This is a genomic window from Exobacillus caeni (assembly GCF_005747095.1).
Taxonomy (GTDB): domain Bacteria; phylum Bacillota; class Bacilli; order Bacillales; family Guptibacillaceae; genus Exobacillus; species Exobacillus caeni.
Genome location: NZ_SWLG01000001.1, coordinates 383,728 through 402,807 on the forward strand (window position 1 = coordinate 383,728; position 19,080 = coordinate 402,807).

The 19,080-nt window shown below is 40.5% G+C and carries 15 protein-coding genes and 1 other annotated feature (1 of these 16 only partly in view); of the genes, 10 read left to right on the plus strand and 5 right to left on the minus strand.

Going from position 1 to position 19,080, the window contains the following annotated elements:
* Positions 1-36: a binding site (T-box leader), on the plus strand; it begins 189 nt to the left of the window's first position.
* A gap of 74 nt (positions 37-110) precedes the next feature.
* Entirely contained in the window at positions 111-1,370 is a 1,260-nt protein-coding gene (gene tyrS, locus FCL54_RS01915; RefSeq protein ID WP_138122590.1) for a tyrosine--tRNA ligase, read from the plus strand.
* A 433-nt stretch (positions 1,371-1,803) separates the two neighbouring features.
* Here the strand turns inward: tyrS and rpsD are convergent, their stop codons facing one another.
* Positions 1,804-2,406 (minus strand): 30S ribosomal protein S4, encoded by a 603-nt coding sequence (rpsD, locus tag FCL54_RS01920; RefSeq protein WP_138122592.1) that lies wholly within the window; start codon positions 2,404-2,406, stop codon positions 1,804-1,806.
* 475 nt (positions 2,407-2,881) lie between these two features.
* Here rpsD and megL point away from each other — a divergent pair, with 475 nt between their 5' ends.
* Positions 2,882-4,069, plus strand: coding sequence for a methionine gamma-lyase (gene megL / locus FCL54_RS01925; RefSeq protein WP_138122594.1), 1,188 nt, complete (start codon positions 2,882-2,884; stop codon positions 4,067-4,069).
* Positions 4,070-4,231: 162 nt separating this feature from the next.
* Here megL and FCL54_RS01930 read toward each other — a convergent pair whose 3' ends face one another.
* The gene (locus FCL54_RS01930) at positions 4,232-4,717 is read right to left on the minus strand and encodes a GAF domain-containing protein (RefSeq protein ID WP_138122596.1); all 486 of its coding nucleotides are present in this window, start codon (positions 4,715-4,717) and stop codon (positions 4,232-4,234) included.
* Positions 4,718-4,866: 149 nt separating this feature from the next.
* Here FCL54_RS01930 and refZ point away from each other — a divergent pair, with 149 nt between their 5' ends.
* Complete coding sequence (refZ, locus tag FCL54_RS01935; RefSeq protein WP_138122598.1) at positions 4,867-5,523, plus strand: forespore capture DNA-binding protein RefZ; 657 nt, start codon at positions 4,867-4,869, stop codon at positions 5,521-5,523.
* Here refZ and hisJ read toward each other — a convergent pair.
* Positions 5,513-6,340, minus strand: coding sequence for a histidinol-phosphatase HisJ (gene hisJ / locus FCL54_RS01940; protein WP_171016636.1), 828 nt, complete (start codon positions 6,338-6,340; stop codon positions 5,513-5,515). The two genes, refZ and hisJ, sit on opposite strands and share 11 nt — an antisense overlap.
* Positions 6,341-6,541: 201 nt before the next feature.
* Here hisJ and ezrA point away from each other — a divergent pair, with 201 nt between their 5' ends.
* On the plus strand, positions 6,542-8,239 hold the full coding sequence (gene ezrA, locus FCL54_RS01945) for a septation ring formation regulator EzrA (RefSeq protein ID WP_171016637.1): 1,698 nt from the start codon (positions 6,542-6,544) through the stop codon (positions 8,237-8,239).
* A 196-nt stretch (positions 8,240-8,435) separates the two neighbouring features.
* Here the strand turns inward: ezrA and brnQ are convergent, their stop codons facing one another.
* Positions 8,436-9,779 (minus strand): branched-chain amino acid transport system II carrier protein, encoded by a 1,344-nt coding sequence (gene brnQ / locus FCL54_RS01950; RefSeq protein WP_138122604.1) that lies wholly within the window; start codon positions 9,777-9,779, stop codon positions 8,436-8,438.
* 339 nt (positions 9,780-10,118) lie between these two features.
* Between brnQ and FCL54_RS01955 the strand changes: the two genes are divergently transcribed.
* From FCL54_RS01955 to FCL54_RS01975, 5 genes are all read left to right on the plus strand, one after another.
* Positions 10,119-11,261, plus strand: a complete 1,143-nt coding sequence (locus tag FCL54_RS01955) for a cysteine desulfurase family protein (RefSeq protein ID WP_138122606.1) — start codon at positions 10,119-10,121, stop codon at positions 11,259-11,261.
* Positions 11,262-11,267: 6 nt separating this feature from the next.
* Positions 11,268-12,473 carry a tRNA uracil 4-sulfurtransferase ThiI gene (thiI, locus tag FCL54_RS01960; protein ID WP_138122608.1) on the plus strand — a complete coding sequence of 402 codons (1,206 nt, stop codon included), beginning with the start codon at positions 11,268-11,270 and terminating at the stop codon, positions 12,471-12,473.
* Positions 12,474-12,611: 138 nt separating this feature from the next.
* Positions 12,612-12,812, plus strand: a complete 201-nt coding sequence (locus FCL54_RS01965; RefSeq protein WP_138122610.1) for an alpha/beta-type small acid-soluble spore protein — start codon at positions 12,612-12,614, stop codon at positions 12,810-12,812.
* 211 nt (positions 12,813-13,023) lie between these two features.
* A complete protein-coding gene (mbcS, locus tag FCL54_RS01970; RefSeq protein ID WP_138122612.1) occupies positions 13,024-14,613 on the plus strand; it encodes an acyl-CoA synthetase MbcS in 1,590 nt (529 codons plus the stop codon).
* Between the two features lie 797 nt (positions 14,614-15,410).
* Complete coding sequence (locus FCL54_RS01975; RefSeq protein WP_138122614.1) at positions 15,411-17,003, plus strand: amidohydrolase; 1,593 nt, start codon at positions 15,411-15,413, stop codon at positions 17,001-17,003.
* A gap of 61 nt (positions 17,004-17,064) precedes the next feature.
* Here the strand turns inward: FCL54_RS01975 and FCL54_RS01980 are convergent, their stop codons facing one another.
* The gene (locus FCL54_RS01980) at positions 17,065-17,859 is read right to left on the minus strand and encodes an NAD kinase (protein WP_138122616.1); all 795 of its coding nucleotides are present in this window, start codon (positions 17,857-17,859) and stop codon (positions 17,065-17,067) included.
* A gap of 207 nt (positions 17,860-18,066) precedes the next feature.
* Here FCL54_RS01980 and sppA point away from each other — a divergent pair, with 207 nt between their 5' ends.
* Positions 18,067-19,071, plus strand: a complete 1,005-nt coding sequence (sppA, locus tag FCL54_RS01985; protein ID WP_138122618.1) for a signal peptide peptidase SppA — start codon at positions 18,067-18,069, stop codon at positions 19,069-19,071.
* The last annotated feature ends 9 nt before the right edge of the window (positions 19,072-19,080 follow it).

Sequence of the window (19,080 nt, forward strand, 5' to 3'; positions counted from 1 at the left end):
TCAACAAGGGTGGTACCGCGATATCTCGTCCCTTTTTATGGGAGGGGATTTTTTTAATTTTGCAATGAAATCAGGTTTAATGACAAATGATTGGAAAAGGAGAAGAAGAGATGGATGTTTTGAAGGATCTTGAACAAAGAGGGCTTATTCATCAAGTTACCGATCGTCAAGGGTTGGAAAAAGAACTTGCGAAGGAGCCGATGACATTATATGTCGGATTTGATCCAACAGCTGATAGTTTACACATTGGAAACTTGTTAGCAGTTTTAGGGCTTCGCAGATTTCAAAATGCCGGACATCGCCCGCTTGCGTTAGTTGGGGGAGGCACCGGATTAATTGGTGATCCGAGTGGAAAAAAAGACGAAAGAACTTTAAATACAGAAGATGTTGTACGTGAATGGAGTGATCGGGTCAAAGATCAGTTATCCCGTTTTCTTGATTTTGAGGCAAGAGAAAACGCAGCTCAAGTAGTAAATAACTATGATTGGCTCGGGGAGCTAAACGTCATCCCATTTTTGAGGGACGTCGGAAAGAACTTTGGGCTGAATTATATGCTCGCAAAAGAATCTGTCTCTGCACGTCTTGAAGCAGGTATCTCGTTTACTGAATTTACTTATATGATACTGCAGTCTTATGACTTCCTTCAGTTGTATAAGACAGAGAACTGCCGATTGCAGGTAGGGGGAAGCGATCAGTGGGGAAATATTACTGCCGGGATGGAATTGATCCGAAAGGAAGGCCATGAAAAAGGAGCGTTCGGATTAACCTTCCCGCTTGTAACAAAGAGTGATGGTACTAAATTCGGAAAAACAGAATCCGGAACAATCTGGCTCGATGCGGAAAAAACAAGTCCTTATGAGTTTTACCAATTCTGGATCAATACAGATGACAGAGATGTGATCAGATTCTTGAAATATTTTACGTTCCTTTCTTTAGAAGAAATCGAACGATTGGAAAAGCTTCATAGTGAAGCTCCTGAAAAAAGAGAGGCGCATCGAAAACTTGCTGAAGAAGTTACAAAGCTCGTACACGGAGAAGAGGCACTTCAACAGTCGATCAAAATCTCAGAAGCGCTCTTTAGCGGCGATGTAAAGGAATTGAGTGCGGACGAGATCATACAGGGATTCAAAGACGTTCCTTCCTTTACGGTAGAAAACAATGAAGACATCGGATTAATAGACTTGCTCGTAAATGCTAAAATCTCTCCATCTAAACGCCAGGCAAGAGAAGACATCAAAAACGGGGCAATTTACATTAATGGAGAAAGAAATCAGGAGCTAGATAAAGTCATCACACAAGAAGACCGAATCGAAAATCAATTCACCGTCATCCGTCGCGGTAAAAAGAAATACTATCTGATTAAATACTAAAAAGAGGAGAGCCATGTCCTGATGATCGGGACATGGCTCTTTTACAGTTTCGTGTATTCCTGGTATAACAGCTTTAACAGTTGGTTATTTGACCGGGAAGAAAGAGAGGTTATTTGGTCAAATAGAGGAACAGATGCCCTCAAAGGGTTTGACTGATCATATGGCATGCAACATTAAATTCTTTACTTTGTTTCAATGTTTTTATAAAGACCACAAAGTGAAGCATCTATTTTCTCCCCCCTACAAAAAAGATGACCACATCTTTTTTATAGGAGTTTAAGCAACAAGACTGAAATGGTCTCAGGCAGGCGTCATGCTCGTATGTAAGAATGGGCTTGAGACATTCCAGTAGACAGGGGGAGCAATATTGCTACACTCCGGAAACACAAGAAAACCCCCTAGCATAAATGCTAAAGGGTTAACTGTATCTCTATTAACGAGAGTAGAACTCAACGATTAGAGCTTCAGTGATTTCAGCTGGAAGCTCAGAACGTTCAGGAAGGCGAGTATACTTACCTTCTAATGCTTCTGCATTGAACTCCACGTATTCAGGTACAAAGTTATTAACTTCGATTGCTTCCTTAACGATGTCAAGGTTACGAGATTTCTCACGAAGACCGATTACTTGACCAGGAGCAACGCGATAAGACGCAATGTCAACACGCTTTCCATCAACAGTAACATGTCCGTGGTTAACCAACTGGCGAGCTTGACGGCGAGTGCGTGCAAGACCCAGACGGTAAACAAGGTTATCAAGACGAGATTCAAGAAGGATCATGAAGTTCTCACCATGAACGCCTGCCATTCTACCTGCATCGTCAAAAATGCGGCGGAATTGACGTTCGTTAATTCCGTACATGTGACGAAGTTTTTGTTTTTCTTGCAACTGCAATCCGTATTCGGAAAGCTTTCTGCGTTGGTTAGGTCCATGTTGCCCTGGAGCGTAAGGACGCTTTTCCAATTCTTTACCTGTTCCACTTAATGAGATGCCCAGACGACGGGATATTTTCCAGCTTGGTCCAGTATAACGAGCCATAATTAGCTCCTCCTTCACTATTTTTTGTTGTATAAAACAAAAACAGTGTCGTGATTGCTTCACATGACCATTTTGTTTTCACACACCCTCACTTCAGACAGCAGAAGTTACTCGGTGCACCTCCATCAGCCAAACAAGGAGGAACAAAATGCCAATATCATATGATCTCACGATGGCTGCCCTGTCTTATTTTACACAAAGGATATTGTATAACCTTCAGCGCCAGAAGTCAAGGTTTGAAGGTAAAAAGGATTTCTTGTGACTATCACTATTTTAACACACACGTTAGAACCATGGATTTCGAGCAATATCTCTTCAACGCAGCATTATTTTTAACAGCTACTAAACACTCTACCTGGAAGCTTTCCGGTTGGATGTTATCTTTAATGGTTTAAACCTTTAGTGTAAACGCTTACATAAATGTGATGTCCTGTATTATAATTAAATGGAGATATTATAGGAGAGAGGGAGAATCATGGCGAAAAAGAGAAAATTTGCAACAGAGGCTATACATTCAGGTTATGAGGCGGTTGAACATAAGAACAGCCTGGCATCACCCCTATATCAGACCTCTACCTTTGTATTTGAAACAGCGGAGGCAGGGGAGAGGAGATTTGCAGGAGAAGAAGAAGGGTTTATTTACTCCAGGCTAGGAAATCCAACTGTCAAAGTGCTTGAAGAAAGGATAGCCAGTCTTGAAGGAGCAGAAGCGGGGCTTGCATTTGGTTCGGGGATGGCAGCAGTATCCGCTGTCCTGTTCGGCCTTGTGAAGGCAGGGGATCATATTTTATGTTCACAGGGAGTTTACGGATGTACGTTTGGATTGCTGCACATGATGAAGGAAAAGTTTCAGGTTGATCATGATCTCGTCAGTCTTGATACAAAAGAACAGGTGGAGAGCTGTTTGAAAGAAAATACAGCTCTAATATACATTGAAACACCGATAAATCCTACATTGAAGATTATTGACCTGGATATGATTGTACAGGTTGCGAAGGACAGAGGGATTCCGGTTGTCGTCGATAACACCTTCTGTACGCCCTATCTTCAGAGGCCGCTTGAATTAGGCTGCGATATTGTTATCCATAGTGCTACAAAGTATATCGGCGGGCACGGAGATGTTATTGCAGGATTAGTGGCTGGAAAGCAAGAAATGATTTCTTATCTTGCAAAGACAACCCAAAAAGATATTGGCGGAGTTATTTCCCCTTTTGATGCATGGTTGCTTATAAGAGGATTAAAAACACTGCCGATCAGAATGGAAAGGCATTGTGAAAATGCAGGGAAAATCGCTTCACTCTTAAAAGAACACCCGAAGGTAGAACGTGTCTTTTATCCAGGGGATGAAGCTTACCCTGACTATCAGATAGCACAGAGGCAAATGAAAATGCCCGGAGGTTTGATTAGTTTTGAAATAAAAGGAAACAAAAAATCAGCTCAGCGATTTCTCAATGATTTATCTTTAATAAAAATAGCCGTAAGCCTGGGAGATGCAGAAACATTAATCCAGCATCCAGCAACAATGACACATGCAGTAGTGCCAGAAGAGAATCGGGCCAAAATGGGAATAACGGAAAACATGATTCGATTATCACTGGGTCTTGAAGAATGGGAAGATATTTGGGATGACTTAAAAGAAGCATTGGATAAAGTAGCGGAATGAACATGAAAAAGCGGGCGATAGCCCGCTTTTACTACGTATAAGAAAGTATAACTTTTTTAACGGAAGGCATGCTCGATGTTATTGGAAAGTTTAAGAATAATAGATAACCCAACTACGGTTCCCTCTCCCCCTATAGGCTGGGCGATCGGCGAGTTTTTCTTCTTAAAGGTATTTTGAAAGCGCGTGTGTAAATTTATCGATATATTGCTCGTCAACTTCATCAAACCGGTTTTTGATCGGGCTATCTATGTCAAGGACGCCTATTAGCTGGCCGTTTTTCACAATCGGCACCACGATCTCTGACTGGGAAGCAGCATCGCAGGCGATATGTCCCGGAAATTCGTGGACATCCTCTATTCTTACTGTTTCTTGTTTTTCGGCTGCTGTTCCGCAAACTCCTTTGCCAAGCGGTATTCTTACGCAAGCAGGCAAACCCTGGAACGGGCCGAGTACAAGCTGGTTTGTTTGTTCTTCGTATAAATAAAACCCAACCCAATTTACATCGCTTAAAAATTGATTTAATAGTGCTGATGCATTCGATAGATTGGCGATCGCATTCTTCTCTCCTTCTAACAGTGCATGTAGTTGTTTAATAACCAATTCATAGTCTGAAGAACGGGAGCCCGAATAAGATTCGACTTTAAACATGTCTAATTCCTCCTGTGCTTATCGAAATTAAACTTATCATATCAAATCTTGTGGAGAGAAACATCACTTTTGTCGTAGAGTTTTCAAAGGAAAAAGAGGAAACAAAAAGAAAACATAGTTAAGACAGTAAAAACAGGGGTGAATCTCAAATGGCAGGAAGTACCGAATCGGAGACAAAGCAGAAAATTCTGAGGTCTGCAGTAATGCTTTTTAACACGAAAGGATACAATGGAACATCAGTTAGAGATATTGCGAAAAAGGCAGATGTTAACGTATCGTTGATTTCCTATTACTTTGGCGGAAAGCAGGGACTTGCTGAACACTTAATGACTTCGTTTCTGGAAGGGTATGTAGGCATTATTGAAACAGCTTATATGAAGCTTGACTACCGTACGGCAAGGGAATGTTTCTTTGAAGCTGTCAAAGGGATACTGGATTACCAGCAAGAAAACCGCCAGTTGGCCAGGTTCGTCCATAGAGAAATTACTTTTGATACTGTTCTTGTCAGGGAAATCATGACTACCTATTTGATGAAAGAGAAGTTTTATTTAGCAAGGATAATAGAAAACGGTTTTGCCAGGCAGGAGTTTATTCCTCAATCGATCGACTATTTGATCATGCAGTTGAGAGGAATGCTGACGATGCCGTTTCTGCATCCGCAATATATCCTTGAAGTACACCACATTCAACCGAACGAGGAGTACTTCAAGGAGAAATATTACAGACAGCTAAAGCAGTGGATCGAGCTATCTCTTTGTCAGACATCGCCTTCATGGAGCAAAAAGCCAGTTGCTATTAACGTGTAGACGGCATTTTAAAAGCCTCCTTGCCGATAAGTTCCTTATAGCCCTGTTTTAACCCCTTCGCAGTATGGGCGTCAGATCCGTATACGAGGGGGATATTGCGTTTTAGCGCTTCCCGGGCGATCCATGCAGGCGGATAGGGTTCCCTGCAAAATTCCTTCATCATGCCGGCGCCGTTATAGTCAAGTTCCAGGCCTTTCTTAGCTATTTCGTCAAGGACCTTAACGATTTCTTCTTCGTAACTAAAGTCAGGCGGGAACTTTGTGTGGAACTTACGTACAAGGGTTATGTGACCTATACGGGAAGGTTTGAACTGCCCCAGGTCGCTTTTTATCGAATGTAATAGGGCTTGAAAGTAATTGCGGTATACTTCTTCTAGACTACCTGTAGCCTCTACTAACTCTCCAAAGACATCAGGACTATAATCCAGGCAGTACCACTTTTCTTTCTGTTTTAAAAAATGGACGGAAAGAATAGCATCATCGAGCTCTTCTCCCACTTCATTTAAAAACGTCCGTATCTCTTCCTCATACCCTTCAATATAATCTACTTCAAGGCCGGTTCGAATCGTTAAATGGGAATGATAATACCTTTTTAAAGCATTAAGTTCCTGAAAATAACCAGAGAGCTGGCCCTGTTGCATCCCGCTATCCTTAAAAGGAGTAGGGTCTACGAAACTCTTGGGAAGGGGAGCATGCTCTGTGAAGGTTAATCCGCTATATCCTTTTTGGATTGCAGCCTCTGCATAAGCTGAAAAAGAGTCAGCGCTCCCGTGGGGACAATATGGTGTGTGGACATGTCCATCATAGACCAATTTCATTTCTCCTTTACATTTGATCTTGTGAGTTGAAAAAATAGATTAAGAAAAAAGTGTATTAAAAAACAAGGATTTTTTTGTCGAATATTGAATTTATTTAGTCAAAGACTCTTTTACATGGTATCATAAAAACAAAGAATCTATTAAAAAGCCAATTACATTTATTATACATAGAAACGAAGTGAGGAAGAAAGGGTGCTTCCGTTGGAGTACATTGTCATTGCAATAATATTATTAGCGATTTTTTTTATAATAAGTTCGTTTGCACGCAGGAAAATTTATAAAGAGATAGACCGTCTGGAAGAGTGGAAAATCGATATTCTTAACAGGCCTGTTACGGAAGAAATTGCCAAAGTAAAAGGGTTGAAAATGCAGGGGCAGACTGAAGAAAAATTTGAAAAGTGGCGTGCAGAGTGGGATGAAATCGTGACAGTCATTCTCCCAAATCTTGAAGAACAGTTGATGGATACCGAGGAAGCCGCAGAAAAGTATCGCTTTAAAAAGGCGAAATCCTACCTCGATGAAACGGAAAATCGCCTGAACGCGATCGAGGAACGGATTAAGCAGATTTTGAGTGAAATCAATGAGCTTGTTTCCAGCGAGGAACAGAACCGCAAAGATATAGTAGAAGTGTCAGAGCTTTATCGTGAAACACGCCAGCGAATGCTTTCCCATAATCGTTCACTCGGAAATGCCTTGCCTAAATTGGAGACGGAATTAAATGAACTTAAAGAAAAGCTTCAATTATACGAGCAAAGCACTGAAGAGGGCAACTATATCCAGGCAAGAGAAGTTCTTGTCGAGGTACATGACAGGCTTGAAAAGGCAAAAGAAAAAATTCAATTGATTCCCGATATTCTTATGCAGCTCCAGAATCATCTACCATCACAAATAAAAGAGCTTAAGGATGGCTCTGATGTGATGCGAAAGGATGGTTATGTTTTAGACCATTTAATGCTCAATGAACAGCTCGAGGAAATGGAAAATCAAATTAAAACATGGCTTGCAAGGACGGAAGAAACGGATATTGATGAGATTAAAGAAGAGGTCGACCGTACCTTTGAAAAGATTGATGAAGTATATGATCTGTTGGAAAAAGAGGTTTCATCAAGGCAGTTTGTTACTGAAGAATCAGAAGAAATGGAACTTCGGCTTGTCAAAACTGAAAGTGATTTAAACCATCTAAAAGAAGAAACAAACGTTGTTCAACTGAGCTACAGAATAGAACAGCAAGAGTTAAAGACGCTTCAAAAGCTTGAAAAGAAATTTGAAGATCTTACAAAACGCTATGAAGTTGTTTCCGATGCGATTCAAGGTGATCAACAGGCATACACCAGCCTGGCTGAAACAGTCTCAGAATTAAAAGAAGCATTAGACAAGCTGCAACAAGAAAGCCAGGATTATAAGCTAAAGCTTCAAGAACTTAGAAAAGATGAACTGAATGCCATAGAATCGATCAAAGACTTAAAAGTGAAGTTGTTTGAAGCAAAAAGAATGATCAGATTATACAATCTTCCGGGAATTCCGGAAGATCAGCTAGAAGGCTTCGAGCATGCGGAAGAAAAAATCATAGAGCTTAGTGAAAGATTAAGTGATACGCCTCTTGATATGTCTGAAATTAATGAAGTGTTAAGTGACGCTCTAAGTACAGTGACAGCAAGTTATGAAAAAACGAAGGAACTTGTTGAACAGGCACTGCTTGCTGAACGGTTAATCCAGTATGGAAACAGATATCGAAGCAGGTACAGAACGATAGATGAGATGCTGAGGCAGGCTGAAACGCTTTTTAGAAATTATCAATACAGCGAAGCGCTGGAACTTGCAGGAGAGGCAATTGAAAAGGTGGAGCCTGGCGCCTTAAAAGAAATGGAATTTAAAGTGGAAGAAGTAGTAAACACTTAAAAAAAGTATTTTAGCCAAAGAATAATCCGAACTATGATTCAAAATTCTTTCATCAGAATTTGAATAGTTCGGATTTTTTTTACCGTTTTCGTAAGCTTTATTGTTCTTTACATGTAGAATAGCCATTACCCTAGGGTTCCTAAACCCGCTATGAAAATACACTTCGCTTTCCACGGGCGGCTGTTGAGCCCCAAAGTCAGGCTTTGTTCATCGCGTGGCCGTTAACATCTTCTCGTTTTTTTGCCATTAGATATCCAATAAGTCCGCCAAGGACCGCTGGAACTAACCACCCTATTCCTTTCTCGTATAACGGAAGAAGTTCTAAACTTGATGATATAGCTTCCAACTCAATTCCTGTAGAAAGAATAGCATCTGGAATGCTGATCAACATCGCGCCAATGATTGCACCCCGGTAAACGTAGGAATAACCGTTAAAAAGATCATTCATAAACGATAAAACGATTAATACGATAGCAATTGGATAAATTGCGATTAAAACAGGGAGTGTTAAACCAATAAGCTGAGTAAGTCCTACATTTGCAATAAGGGCACTAAAGATTGTAACGATTGTAACGACGAGTTTATAGGATAGCCGCGGGAATGCGGCTGAAAAATACTCGCCGCAGGCGGTCACAAGGCCAACGGATGTGGTAAGGCATGCGAAAGTAATGGCTAAACCTAACAGAAGTGCACCAGTTGATCCAAACAAATAGTCGGCAAGACCGGATAAAATGATGCCCCCGTTTTCAACCGGGCCTATCACTTTAAAGCTAGTAGCTCCGAGATATGCCAGGGAAAGATAAATTAAGGCTAATCCCGTTGCTGCAATCACACCTGCTTTTATGACAGATGAAGCAAGAGCTTTCCTGCTTTTAACTCCCTTTTCTTTAACGGCGTTTACGACAACCATCCCAAACACAAGAGAAGCTATAGCGTCCATTGTTAAATATCCTTTAATAAACCCTTCAAAAAGAGGGCCTTCCGAGTATGCTTCTGTCGGGTTACTGGCTGATCCTATTGGATTAGAAACTCCTGCTATTATAATGATTCCTAAAACGGCAATAAGAATTGGTGTAAGTATCTTTCCGACTCGGTCAACCAGTTTAGTTGGATTTATGGATAACCATAAAGTAATTCCGAAGAAAACGATGGTGTAAAGCATTAATGGAAGTGTATTAGCATTTATGCTTTCTGGTAAAAAAGGCGTCACACCAATCTCAAAAGCAACAGTCCCTGTCCTCGGGATTCCAAAAAAAGGTCCGATCGCAAGATATAGAACTGCAGTAAAGATTCCAGCGAATAAAGGATGGACTCTGCTGGATAAGTCATATAAGCTCCCGCCAGTAATGGCGATCGAAGCTACTCCTAAGAGAGGAAGCCCTACTCCTGTGATAAGGAAACCAGTGATTGCACTCCATAAATTTTCACCGGCCTGTTGTCCTAAAAGAGGTGGAAAGATCATGTTTCCAGCCCCGAGGAATAATGCAAAGAGCATAAGGCCTATCGTCAATGTTTGCCTGCTTTTTAGTTTATTTTCCATATAGGCTTGTCCTCCTGTCATTCTATGTTGTCTTTGTTTTCTGAATTTTAGACGGTCTCATATTACCATAAGGTAAAAGAAAATAATTATTTTAATAAAAAATTCTAAAATTCGCTTTTTTGTTAATATTTACTCAGCTCCATGTTGCAGCTTATTTCTTGCTTGAAGTGCCGCTGGCTTTGTTATTCTATACTTACCAGTAAGCTGGGATAGCTGGCGTGAACTGGAAACGTGGATAAGGTTCCCAAATTAGAAACTTTAAAAAAGGGTATTTTGAATATTAAAAGGGTTATGATATGATTTTTATTTGGATAATAAAGTTTTGATAAGGGGTCTGTTATGATTTATTTAGATAATAGTGCGACAACAAAGCCATACCCTGAAGTTTTAGATACATTTCGTAAAGTTGCAGAAAGCCATTTTGCAAATCCTTCTTCGATTCATGGAAAGGGAAGTGAGGCAGAACGCCTTTTGTTGCAGGCACGTTCTATTGTTGCCGATTTACTTCATGTTCATTCGAAGGAGATTGTGTTCACATCCGGAGGAACGGAGGGGAACAACCTTGCTATTAAAGGGACGGCTTTTCAACATCAATCAAGAGGAAAGCATCTAATTACGACTGCAGTTGAACATGCTTCTACGCTTGAATCATTTAAGCAGTTAGAAGATATCGGTTTTGAGGTTACTTATTTGCCGGTTGATGCTGCAGGGCGGATTTCAATGGAAGATCTTCGAAAAGAAGTAAGAAAAGATACTATTCTAGTTTCGATGATCCATGTAAATAATGAGATTGGAACAATACAGCCAATTGAGGAAGCGGGAGAATATCTGCGGAATTTTCCAAAGGCGGTATTTCATGTTGATCATGTGCAGGGGCTTTCAAAAGTTCCCCTTAATTTTAAAAAGGCCAAGGTCGACTTATGTACGATGTCTGCCCACAAAGTTCATGGCCTGAAAGGTTCTGGAATTTTATATGTACGAAGCGGAGTTAAGTTATTTCCGCTGTTTACCGGAGGAGAGCAGGAAGGAACAGTTAGAGCAGGTACTGAAAACGTTCCGGGTGTAGTTGCGATGGCAAAAGCTCTTCGTGTGGTACTCGAGAAATCTAAAAGCGGAATAAAACAATTACGTCATTTACAAGAAACAGCGAGAAAAGAACTCTGTGAAATTGATGGTATTTTGATCAATACACCTGAACAGAATTCCGCTCCGCATATTCTCAACTTTTCTGTCCCCCGGATTAAGCCCGAAGTGTTGATTCATACCCTGGAGGAAGAAGGGATCTACATCTCGACCAAATCTGCTTGCTCTTCAAAGGCACAGGGCGGAAGCAGGATACTTGAAGCTGCCGGATACGGACCAGAACGAAGCGAACATGCACTGAGAGTTAGTTTTTCATTTGAGAATCGACAAGACGATATCGAGCGCCTTGTTGAGGCATTAGAAGAAGTATTACCAAAACTAAAAAGCGTAATGGGGTAGTTTAATATGTATGATCAAATTATTATTCGTTATGGCGAAATTGCATTAAAAGGTAAAAACCAAAAAGAATTTGTAGACCTATTAAGGAACAGAGTAAAACAAAAAGTGTCACATTTTACCGGTGTGGAAATTAACATGACATTTGACCGGATGTATATAAAGCTTAATGGAAATGATCATGAGGAAGTCATCCCTAAATTGCAGGAAGTGTTTGGGATCCATTCAATGAGCCTTGCCCTGAAAACAGAGCATGATATCGAGGCCATGAAGGATGGTGCGCTCAGGGCTGTTAAAGATGCAGGAGGAGATGCTCCAAGAACATTTAAAGTGACGAGTAAGCGGCCATATAAAAACTTTCCGATCTCTTCCCAGGAACTTAACCAGATAATCGGCGCCCATATTCTTAAGAATACTGAAAATATTACAGTGGATGTTCATAATCCAGACACGGAAGTTAGAGTGGAAGTGAAAAGAAATGGAACATTTATCAGCTGTAATCATTTTGAAGGAGCCGGGGGCCTTCCGATCAGCAGAAATAACAGAGTAATGTTGATGTTGTCTGGAGGCATCGACAGTCCTGTGGCTGGGTATTTAACGATGAAAAGGGGAGTTAAAATTGAAATGGTCCATTTTCACAGCCCTCCTTTTACCAGTGAAAGATCCCGCCAAAAAGTAGAAGATCTTGCAAAAATTTTGACTAAATTCGGTGGAGACTTGCTTTTGCATGTTGTTCACTTTACCGAGGTACAAAAAGCGATCCAAAGCAACATTCCTTCTAACTATTCGATGACAATCATGAGAAGGATGATGATGAGGATTACAGAGAGGCTTGCAGAAAAAAATGAAGCACTTGGAATTGCTACTGGTGAAAGCCTGGGGCAGGTCGCAAGCCAAACATTGCACAGCATGAATACGATCAATGAAGTTACAAATTATCCAATTATCAGGCCGTTGATTGCGATGGATAAGGTAGAAATAATGAAAATAGCACATAAAATCGGTACTTACGATGTATCGATCCGTCCTTACGAAGACTGTTGTACAGTATTTCTTCCTGATGCCCCTAAAACGAGGCCGAAGCGAAAAAATGCTCAGAAGTTTGAACAAAGCCTTGACATTGAATCGCTCATTGAAGAGGCGATTTCAAAAACAGAGACTGTAACTTTAAGGGAAAAAGAGCTGATAAATAAAGGCTTTGAAGACTTATTTTAAGAAGTTCCTTTTTGTTACTATCCCCTGCAGATGCAGGGTTCTTTTTTTTCCATACAGTTAATTTTACATCAATTACCAGAGTATATGACGAATGGTTTCGCGGGAGATACACATGATAAGTACAAGGAGGTGATTTAAATGGGAAGAACAAATAATTCTAATAAACTTCTCGTTCCGGGTGTGGGAAAATTTATTGATGAAATGAAATATGAGATCGCCCAGGAATTCGGTGTGAATCTAGGTTCTGATACAACCTCCAGAGCAAATGGATCAGTTGGCGGAGAAATTACAAAGCGCCTTGTACAGCAATCTCAACAGCAAATGAACGGTCAAAAATAAATAAGATGATGGATTGAAGAGGAGCTGCGGCTGCTCTTCTTTTTCCTTTTTATTAATGAAATTCAATTCTTTTGTGAATCCAGCTTCCATACAAACCAACACCTGTAATTATAAGCAACATCCAATGTAAGCGTATACATAATTAATGTTCAAAAACTTTTGATTTTTCGTTATAATAAAAGGGATAACTATTAAAAGAGGAGGAATCACAATGGATGTCGCAAATCTCATTGCTCCAGAAGTTTATAATCTTACTTCAGATATGGAACAGTATGCTGTTTCTGAGGATAAGCTTGCATTGAAATGGAAGAACGAAAATGGAGAATCACGTGAAATTACATACAAGGAATTATTTCAAAAAGCAAACAGGGCTGCAAATGCGCTAACAAAGTTGGGATTAAAAAAGCAGGACAGAGTATTGATCATGATGCCTAGATTAATCGATACATATGCAATCTATATTGCTTGTTTGAAAGCCGGGCTGGTCGTAATTCCATCATCAGAAATGCTGAGGAAAAAAGACCTTGTCTATCGTCTTAATCATGGTGAAGCAAAAGCGGTTATTTCTTATCATCAATTCATTGATCAGCTCGATGGTGTTGAAGAAGAGGCACCAGGGTTAAATGCTAAATTAATTGTTGGGGGAGAAGCGGAAGGTTGGAAATCCCTCGATCAGATGATGGACCAGGAAAGTGATTCATTTGATGCTTCCCAAACTAACCGGGAAGACATGGCGTTTATGTCGTATACTTCTGGAACTACTGGACAGCCAAAAGGAGTTGTTCATAGCCATGGGTGGGCGTATGCTCACTTGAGAACTTCTGCGAAAAGCTGGATGGATATTGAAGAAGGAGATACAGTATGGGCTACTGCAGGGCCAGGATGGCAAAAGTGGATCTGGAGCCCGTTTATTTCTACTCTTGGACGAGGGGCGACCGGTTTTGTTTATAACGGAAAGTTTGAGCCGACATCTTATCTGCAGCTTCTTCAAGAAAATGAAGTAAACGTTCTTTGCTGTACACCTACTGAATACCGCCTGATGGCTAAGGTCGATAACCTCGATAAATATAAACTTCCGCACCTTCGAAGTGCTGTTTCGGCCGGAGAACCTCTAAATAGAGAGGTGATCGATACTTTTAAAAGGCACTTTAATATCGATGTACGTGATGGCTATGGCCAAACGGAAAATACGTTGCTTGTAGGCGTTGTTAAAGGGATGGAGATCAAGGCAGGTTCGATGGGAAAACCAACACCCGGAAACAAAGTGGAAATCATCAACGAAGACGGAGAACCTGTTAAGCCAGGTGAAGTTGGAGATATTGCTGTCCATAAGGATGTACCGGCATTGTTCAAATATTATTATAAAGATGATGAACGTACGAAGATGGCATTCCGCGGGGACTATTATCTTACGGGGGATAAAGCTTCAAAAGATGAAGATGGTTATTTCTGGTTTGAAGGCCGCGGGGACGACATCATTATAAGCTCCGGCTATACGATTGGACCGTTTGAAGTGGAAGATGCGCTTGTTAAGCATCCTGTTGTAAAAGAGTGTGCCGTTGTTGCAAGCCCTGATGAAATAAGAGGGAATGTAGTAAAAGCATTTATTGTGTTAAAGGATACTGTGGATTCTTCAAACCCGGACCTGATACCTGAACTGCAGGACCATGTAAAGAAACTTACAGCACCTTATAAATACCCGCGGAAAATTGAATTTGTAGAAGAACTTCCAAAAACAACTTCCGGAAAAATCCGTAGAATCGAACTAAGGAAACAAGAATTAAAAACACAGCCTTCCTGAAAAAATGAATAGGGAGAGGCTGGGACAAAAGTATTTTAGCCAAAGGAAAATCCGAACGATGATTCTAAATTCTTTCATCAGAATTTATATCAGTTCGGATTTTTCTTTTGGTTGTTTAAGTAATTTTTCCTGTTCATTATATATCGGCTACATATATCTTTTAAAACGATACTGGGGTACCTCAACCCGCTACGAAAATACACTACGCTTTCCACGGGCGGCTGGTGAGCCTCCTCATGCTAACGCATTCCGGGGTCTCACCGATGCCATTGCTCCCGTAGGAGTCTTCGTGTATTTTCTCCGCTTGAGGAGGAGTAATAAAGTTCCTTTAGTAGGAAATCACTTTCAGCGTAGGCAAAATACGTAGACTCCTCGAAAATGAACTTCATATTTTCTTCGTGCGATGTCTTGCTGCTGTAGCGTTCCTTATCCTGCGGGAACAGCACGAGTCCGAAGACCCCGCAGCGATGGTTTTTCCGCGAGGAGGCTGAGACCGTGCCCGCGGAAAGCGAAGTATTCTGCCGAAGCGGTTTGCATCACTCCTACTAGCAATAAAGGAACATAAATCTATTGGAAATTAACATTCTATAATTGTTGATTCTGAATCATTTGTTTTTTAACTTGAACGTCTTATTTATGTTCCAGCCTCTTTTTTTTTGACTTTAGCTGTAAAAAATCTTTAGTTGAAAAAACTTCATCAAGAAAAAGCTTTACATTAAATGGAACAAAGTTTTTGTTAAGTAAAGCGTTAAATGATAAGATATTGACAATGTAAGCGATAAAAGGAGAGAAGAAAGATGGCAACGTTATGGCATGGGGGGACCATCTACACGATGGCTAAGGAGAATGAGACAGTTAACTCAGTTCTCGTAGAGCAGGGGAAAATTATCAAGACTGGAAAAAAAGAAGAGCTTGAAAAGCTTTTTGCAGATAAGATAGAGCATGTGATCGATTTGGGAAATAAAGTGATGTACCCGGGCTTTGTTGATAGCCACCTTCATGTTATTGGGCATGGGGAAAAACTGCTTCGTTTAAATTTATCAGAAGTTTCAACAGCTGAGAGAATGAAAGAGCTTTTAAAAGAAAAGATTGCTGACCTACAACCGGGAGATTGGATCATCGGTGAAGGATGGAACGAAAATAACTTTCCTGATCGTAAAATCTTTCACCTTGATGAACTGGATGAAATTGCTCCAGAAAATCCGATGATGCTGACAAGGGTATGCAGACACGCTATTCTAGCCAATTCTTTTGCCCTTGAACTTGCTGGAATTACAGAGGAAACCTCTGACCCTTCAGGAGGTGTCATTTTAAGAGACTATAACGGAAAAGCAACAGGATATCTCTTAGATACTGCCCAGGATATTGTAAAACAGGCTATTCCTGAAGTAAGTGAATCTTATATCAAGCATGCACTCCAAACATCCGTAGACGATTTGTTAAAGATGGGCCTTGTAGGAGGACATACTGAAGACCTGAATTATTACGGCGGTTTCAAAAGAACCTATGATGCCTTTACAGATGTTTTGAACGGTTCCAAAAAGTTTCGGGCACACTTGCTTGTCCATCATGAAGTTGTAGACGATATGGTGGCAGAAAGTCTTGGATATGGGTCTGGAACGGAAACGGTCGAATTGGGAGCAATGAAAATATTTGCTGACGGAGCACTTGGAGGAAGAACTGCCCTTCTTAGCAAGCCGTATAATGATTCGCCCGAGACTTCAGGAGTTGCGATTCACTCTCTGGATGAATTAAAGGGACTTGTTAAGAAAGCCAGAAAAAATGGAATGCCTGTTGCGATTCATACAATTGGAGATTTGGCGATGGAATATGCACTTGATGCTATTGAAGCTTACCCTATCACCGAAGACAAACGAGACAGAGTAATTCACGGACAAATATTGCGAGAAGATCTTATTGAGCGTTTGTCAAAACTTCCAGTCGTTGTGGATATTCAACCCCGGTTTGTTCCATCAGATTTTCCGTGGGTGGTAGAACGACTGGGGACATGGCGGATGGATTATTCTTATGCCTGGAAAACAATGATACAAAATAATGTTCATTGTGCTGGCGGTTCGGACGCACCGATTGAGCCTGCTGACCCATTGCTTGGAATCCATGCAGCTATTACTAGAAAAAGCCCTGGAGAAACCCATGAAGGATATTATCCAGAGGAAAAGTTAACAGCATATGAAGCGATTGAGCTCTTTACAAAGGGAAGTGCTTTTGCTATTTGCAAAGAACATGAGCGCGGAATAATAAAAGAGGGTTTTGATGCCGATTTCACTGTGCTTGATCAGGATCTATTCAAAATTGAACCCGACGAAATCTTAGACACAAACGTAGAGATGACTATCGTTGATGGTACCATTCAATATAAAAGGAATTAACAAAAATCGGACACCGTTAGGGGTCCGATTTTTGTTCGTATAGAGGCATTGCAGCTGATGATCATAAAAAACTGCGTTGAACTTTATGCCAGAAGGAATTGTTTTTTAACTTCACTGTTTTAATCCTTCTATCTGCTACTTTGATATCAAGTTGTTTACAATGACGGCTACTTAGAGCCTCGTTATCGAACCCGATCACAGGATAGTCATTGCCATCCTGGACCACTTTTAACGTCAGGGAACGTTCATCACTTAAAACAAAAGGAGAACCGAGTGTCCGATACCGGTTATTATTAAGAGAAGCGAGCTCCGAAACTTGCAAACAAGGGATTTTTGGATCAACTACTGCTCCGTGTACCGATTTGTTATAAGCGGTACTGCCGGTCGGAGTTGCAACGATTAAACCGTCTCCTCTAAATGTTTCAAAATGAAAATCATCTATGAAGACATCCATTACAAATGTTTTTATAAGTGAAGAACGGATGGAGCATTCATTTAAACAATAAAAGGCCGATTCGTTGTTCACCTTCACTTCAATCGCAGGGTAACGGCGAACTTCGATCTGGGAATTCATCGTTGCTTCTACCATGCCTTCCTTATCATTGATAGCAAAATCGCAATAAAATCCAAGTTGGCCGGTACTGATTCCTACATAAAGGCAATCATCCCGAAATCCTGTTTTGCGTACCGCCTGAAGAAATTCTCCATCCCCTCCGATGCTTGCGATAATGTTCGCATCTTTATCATCAGAAACAAGCTTAAATCCGTTTTTTTCAGCTAAATCGAATAAAGTTTCAATTTCATCAGATTCGATTGTGTCATTTCTATAAAAAAAGTACAGGTTACGGCGGTCCATATTGTTCCTCCTCTATTTTCTTAACGTCTATACATATATTTTTACTTTATCATTTTTTCTGTTTAAATCGAAACCCATTCATCTAATCGTTGTAGGTTTTTGGGATTTCATGTGATATTCTTATGGAAAAAAGAAAAATACTTGAAACAATCTCATCATTGCTTCGTAGTTATAGAATAGAATCTTTTAAACCGCAGGAGGGCTTATATGAATGGAAAGCGTTGGGCTGCTTTAGGAATCGCAGCTGGTCTGTTTGTTATTTCAATTGTAATTAATATGTTATCATCTTTTGCTTTTTCAAATGTGGCAGATTGGGAGACACAGTTTAATGAACCTTCTTTGTTTGAGGAAAAAGTTGTGGAAGAAGGAAAAGGACCGAACAAGATTGTTATTTTGACTGTTGAAGGAGCGATCCAGGATACACCGGATACGTCTAATTTCTTTTCTTCACCCGGTTATAACCACAGGCTCTTTATCCAAAGGCTGGAGCATGCAGGTGAAGATCGTTCAGTAAAAGGGGTTATTTTGAGAGTTAATTCTCCTGGCGGAGGCGTTGTAGAAAGCGCCGAGATACATGAAAAAATCGTAGAGATACAGAAGAAATATAAGAAACCTGTCTACGTGTCAATGGGAAGCATTGCTGCTTCAGGCGGTTATTACATATCAGCTCCGGCCGACAAAATTTTTGCGAACCCTTCTACGATAACCGGTTCTCTTGGCGTGATTATGCAATCTGTGAATTATGCAGAGTTAGCAGAAAAACTTGGGGTTAAATGGGAAACCATCAAAAGCGGTCCTCACAAGGATATCCTTTCCCCAACCCGTGATTTGACGGATGAAGAAAGGAAGATCCTACAGGAAATGATCGATAACTCTTATGATCAATTTGTAAAAGTAATCAGTGAAGGAAGGGAACTTGAAGAGAGCAAAGTTCGTAAACTTGCTGACGGACGTATTTATGATGGAAGGCAGGCAAAAGACAATGATTTAATTGACGAGCTTGGGAATTTAGAAGATACGATCCAAACGATGAAAAAATCGCTCGGGGATAAAAATTTATCCGTAATTAAATATGAACAAAACTTTGGATTTGGTTCCCTGTTCGATATGAGTGTTCAAAAGCTCTTTGGACCGAGCGAAGACTTGCTTGGTATCAAGCAACTGATGTCTACGCCTCAATCACCCAGGTTAATGTATTTATATTCTGAGTAGGGAGTGAGT

Excerpts from the sequence above, each read along its gene's own strand:
- tyrS (WP_138122590.1), top strand. The coding sequence starts at position 111 with ATGGATGTTTTGAAGGATCTTGAACAAAGAGGGCTTATTCATCAAGTT.
- rpsD (WP_138122592.1), bottom strand. The coding sequence starts at position 2,406 with ATGGCTCGTTATACTGGACCAAGCTGGAAAATATCCCGTCGTCTGGGC.
- megL (WP_138122594.1), top strand. The coding sequence starts at position 2,882 with ATGGCGAAAAAGAGAAAATTTGCAACAGAGGCTATACATTCAGGTTAT.
- FCL54_RS01930 (WP_138122596.1), bottom strand. The coding sequence starts at position 4,717 with ATGTTTAAAGTCGAATCTTATTCGGGCTCCCGTTCTTCAGACTATGAA.
- refZ (WP_138122598.1), top strand. The coding sequence starts at position 4,867 with ATGGCAGGAAGTACCGAATCGGAGACAAAGCAGAAAATTCTGAGGTCT.
- hisJ (WP_171016636.1), bottom strand. The coding sequence starts at position 6,340 with ATGAAATTGGTCTATGATGGACATGTCCACACACCATATTGTCCCCAC.
- brnQ (WP_138122604.1), bottom strand. The coding sequence starts at position 9,779 with ATGGAAAATAAACTAAAAAGCAGGCAAACATTGACGATAGGCCTTATG.
- FCL54_RS01955 (WP_138122606.1), top strand. The coding sequence starts at position 10,119 with ATGATTTATTTAGATAATAGTGCGACAACAAAGCCATACCCTGAAGTT.
- thiI (WP_138122608.1), top strand. The coding sequence starts at position 11,268 with ATGTATGATCAAATTATTATTCGTTATGGCGAAATTGCATTAAAAGGT.
- FCL54_RS01965 (WP_138122610.1), top strand. The coding sequence starts at position 12,612 with ATGGGAAGAACAAATAATTCTAATAAACTTCTCGTTCCGGGTGTGGGA.
- mbcS (WP_138122612.1), top strand. The coding sequence starts at position 13,024 with ATGGATGTCGCAAATCTCATTGCTCCAGAAGTTTATAATCTTACTTCA.
- FCL54_RS01975 (WP_138122614.1), top strand. The coding sequence starts at position 15,411 with ATGGCAACGTTATGGCATGGGGGGACCATCTACACGATGGCTAAGGAG.
- FCL54_RS01980 (WP_138122616.1), bottom strand. The coding sequence starts at position 17,859 with ATGGACCGCCGTAACCTGTACTTTTTTTATAGAAATGACACAATCGAA.
- sppA (WP_138122618.1), top strand. The coding sequence starts at position 18,067 with ATGAATGGAAAGCGTTGGGCTGCTTTAGGAATCGCAGCTGGTCTGTTT.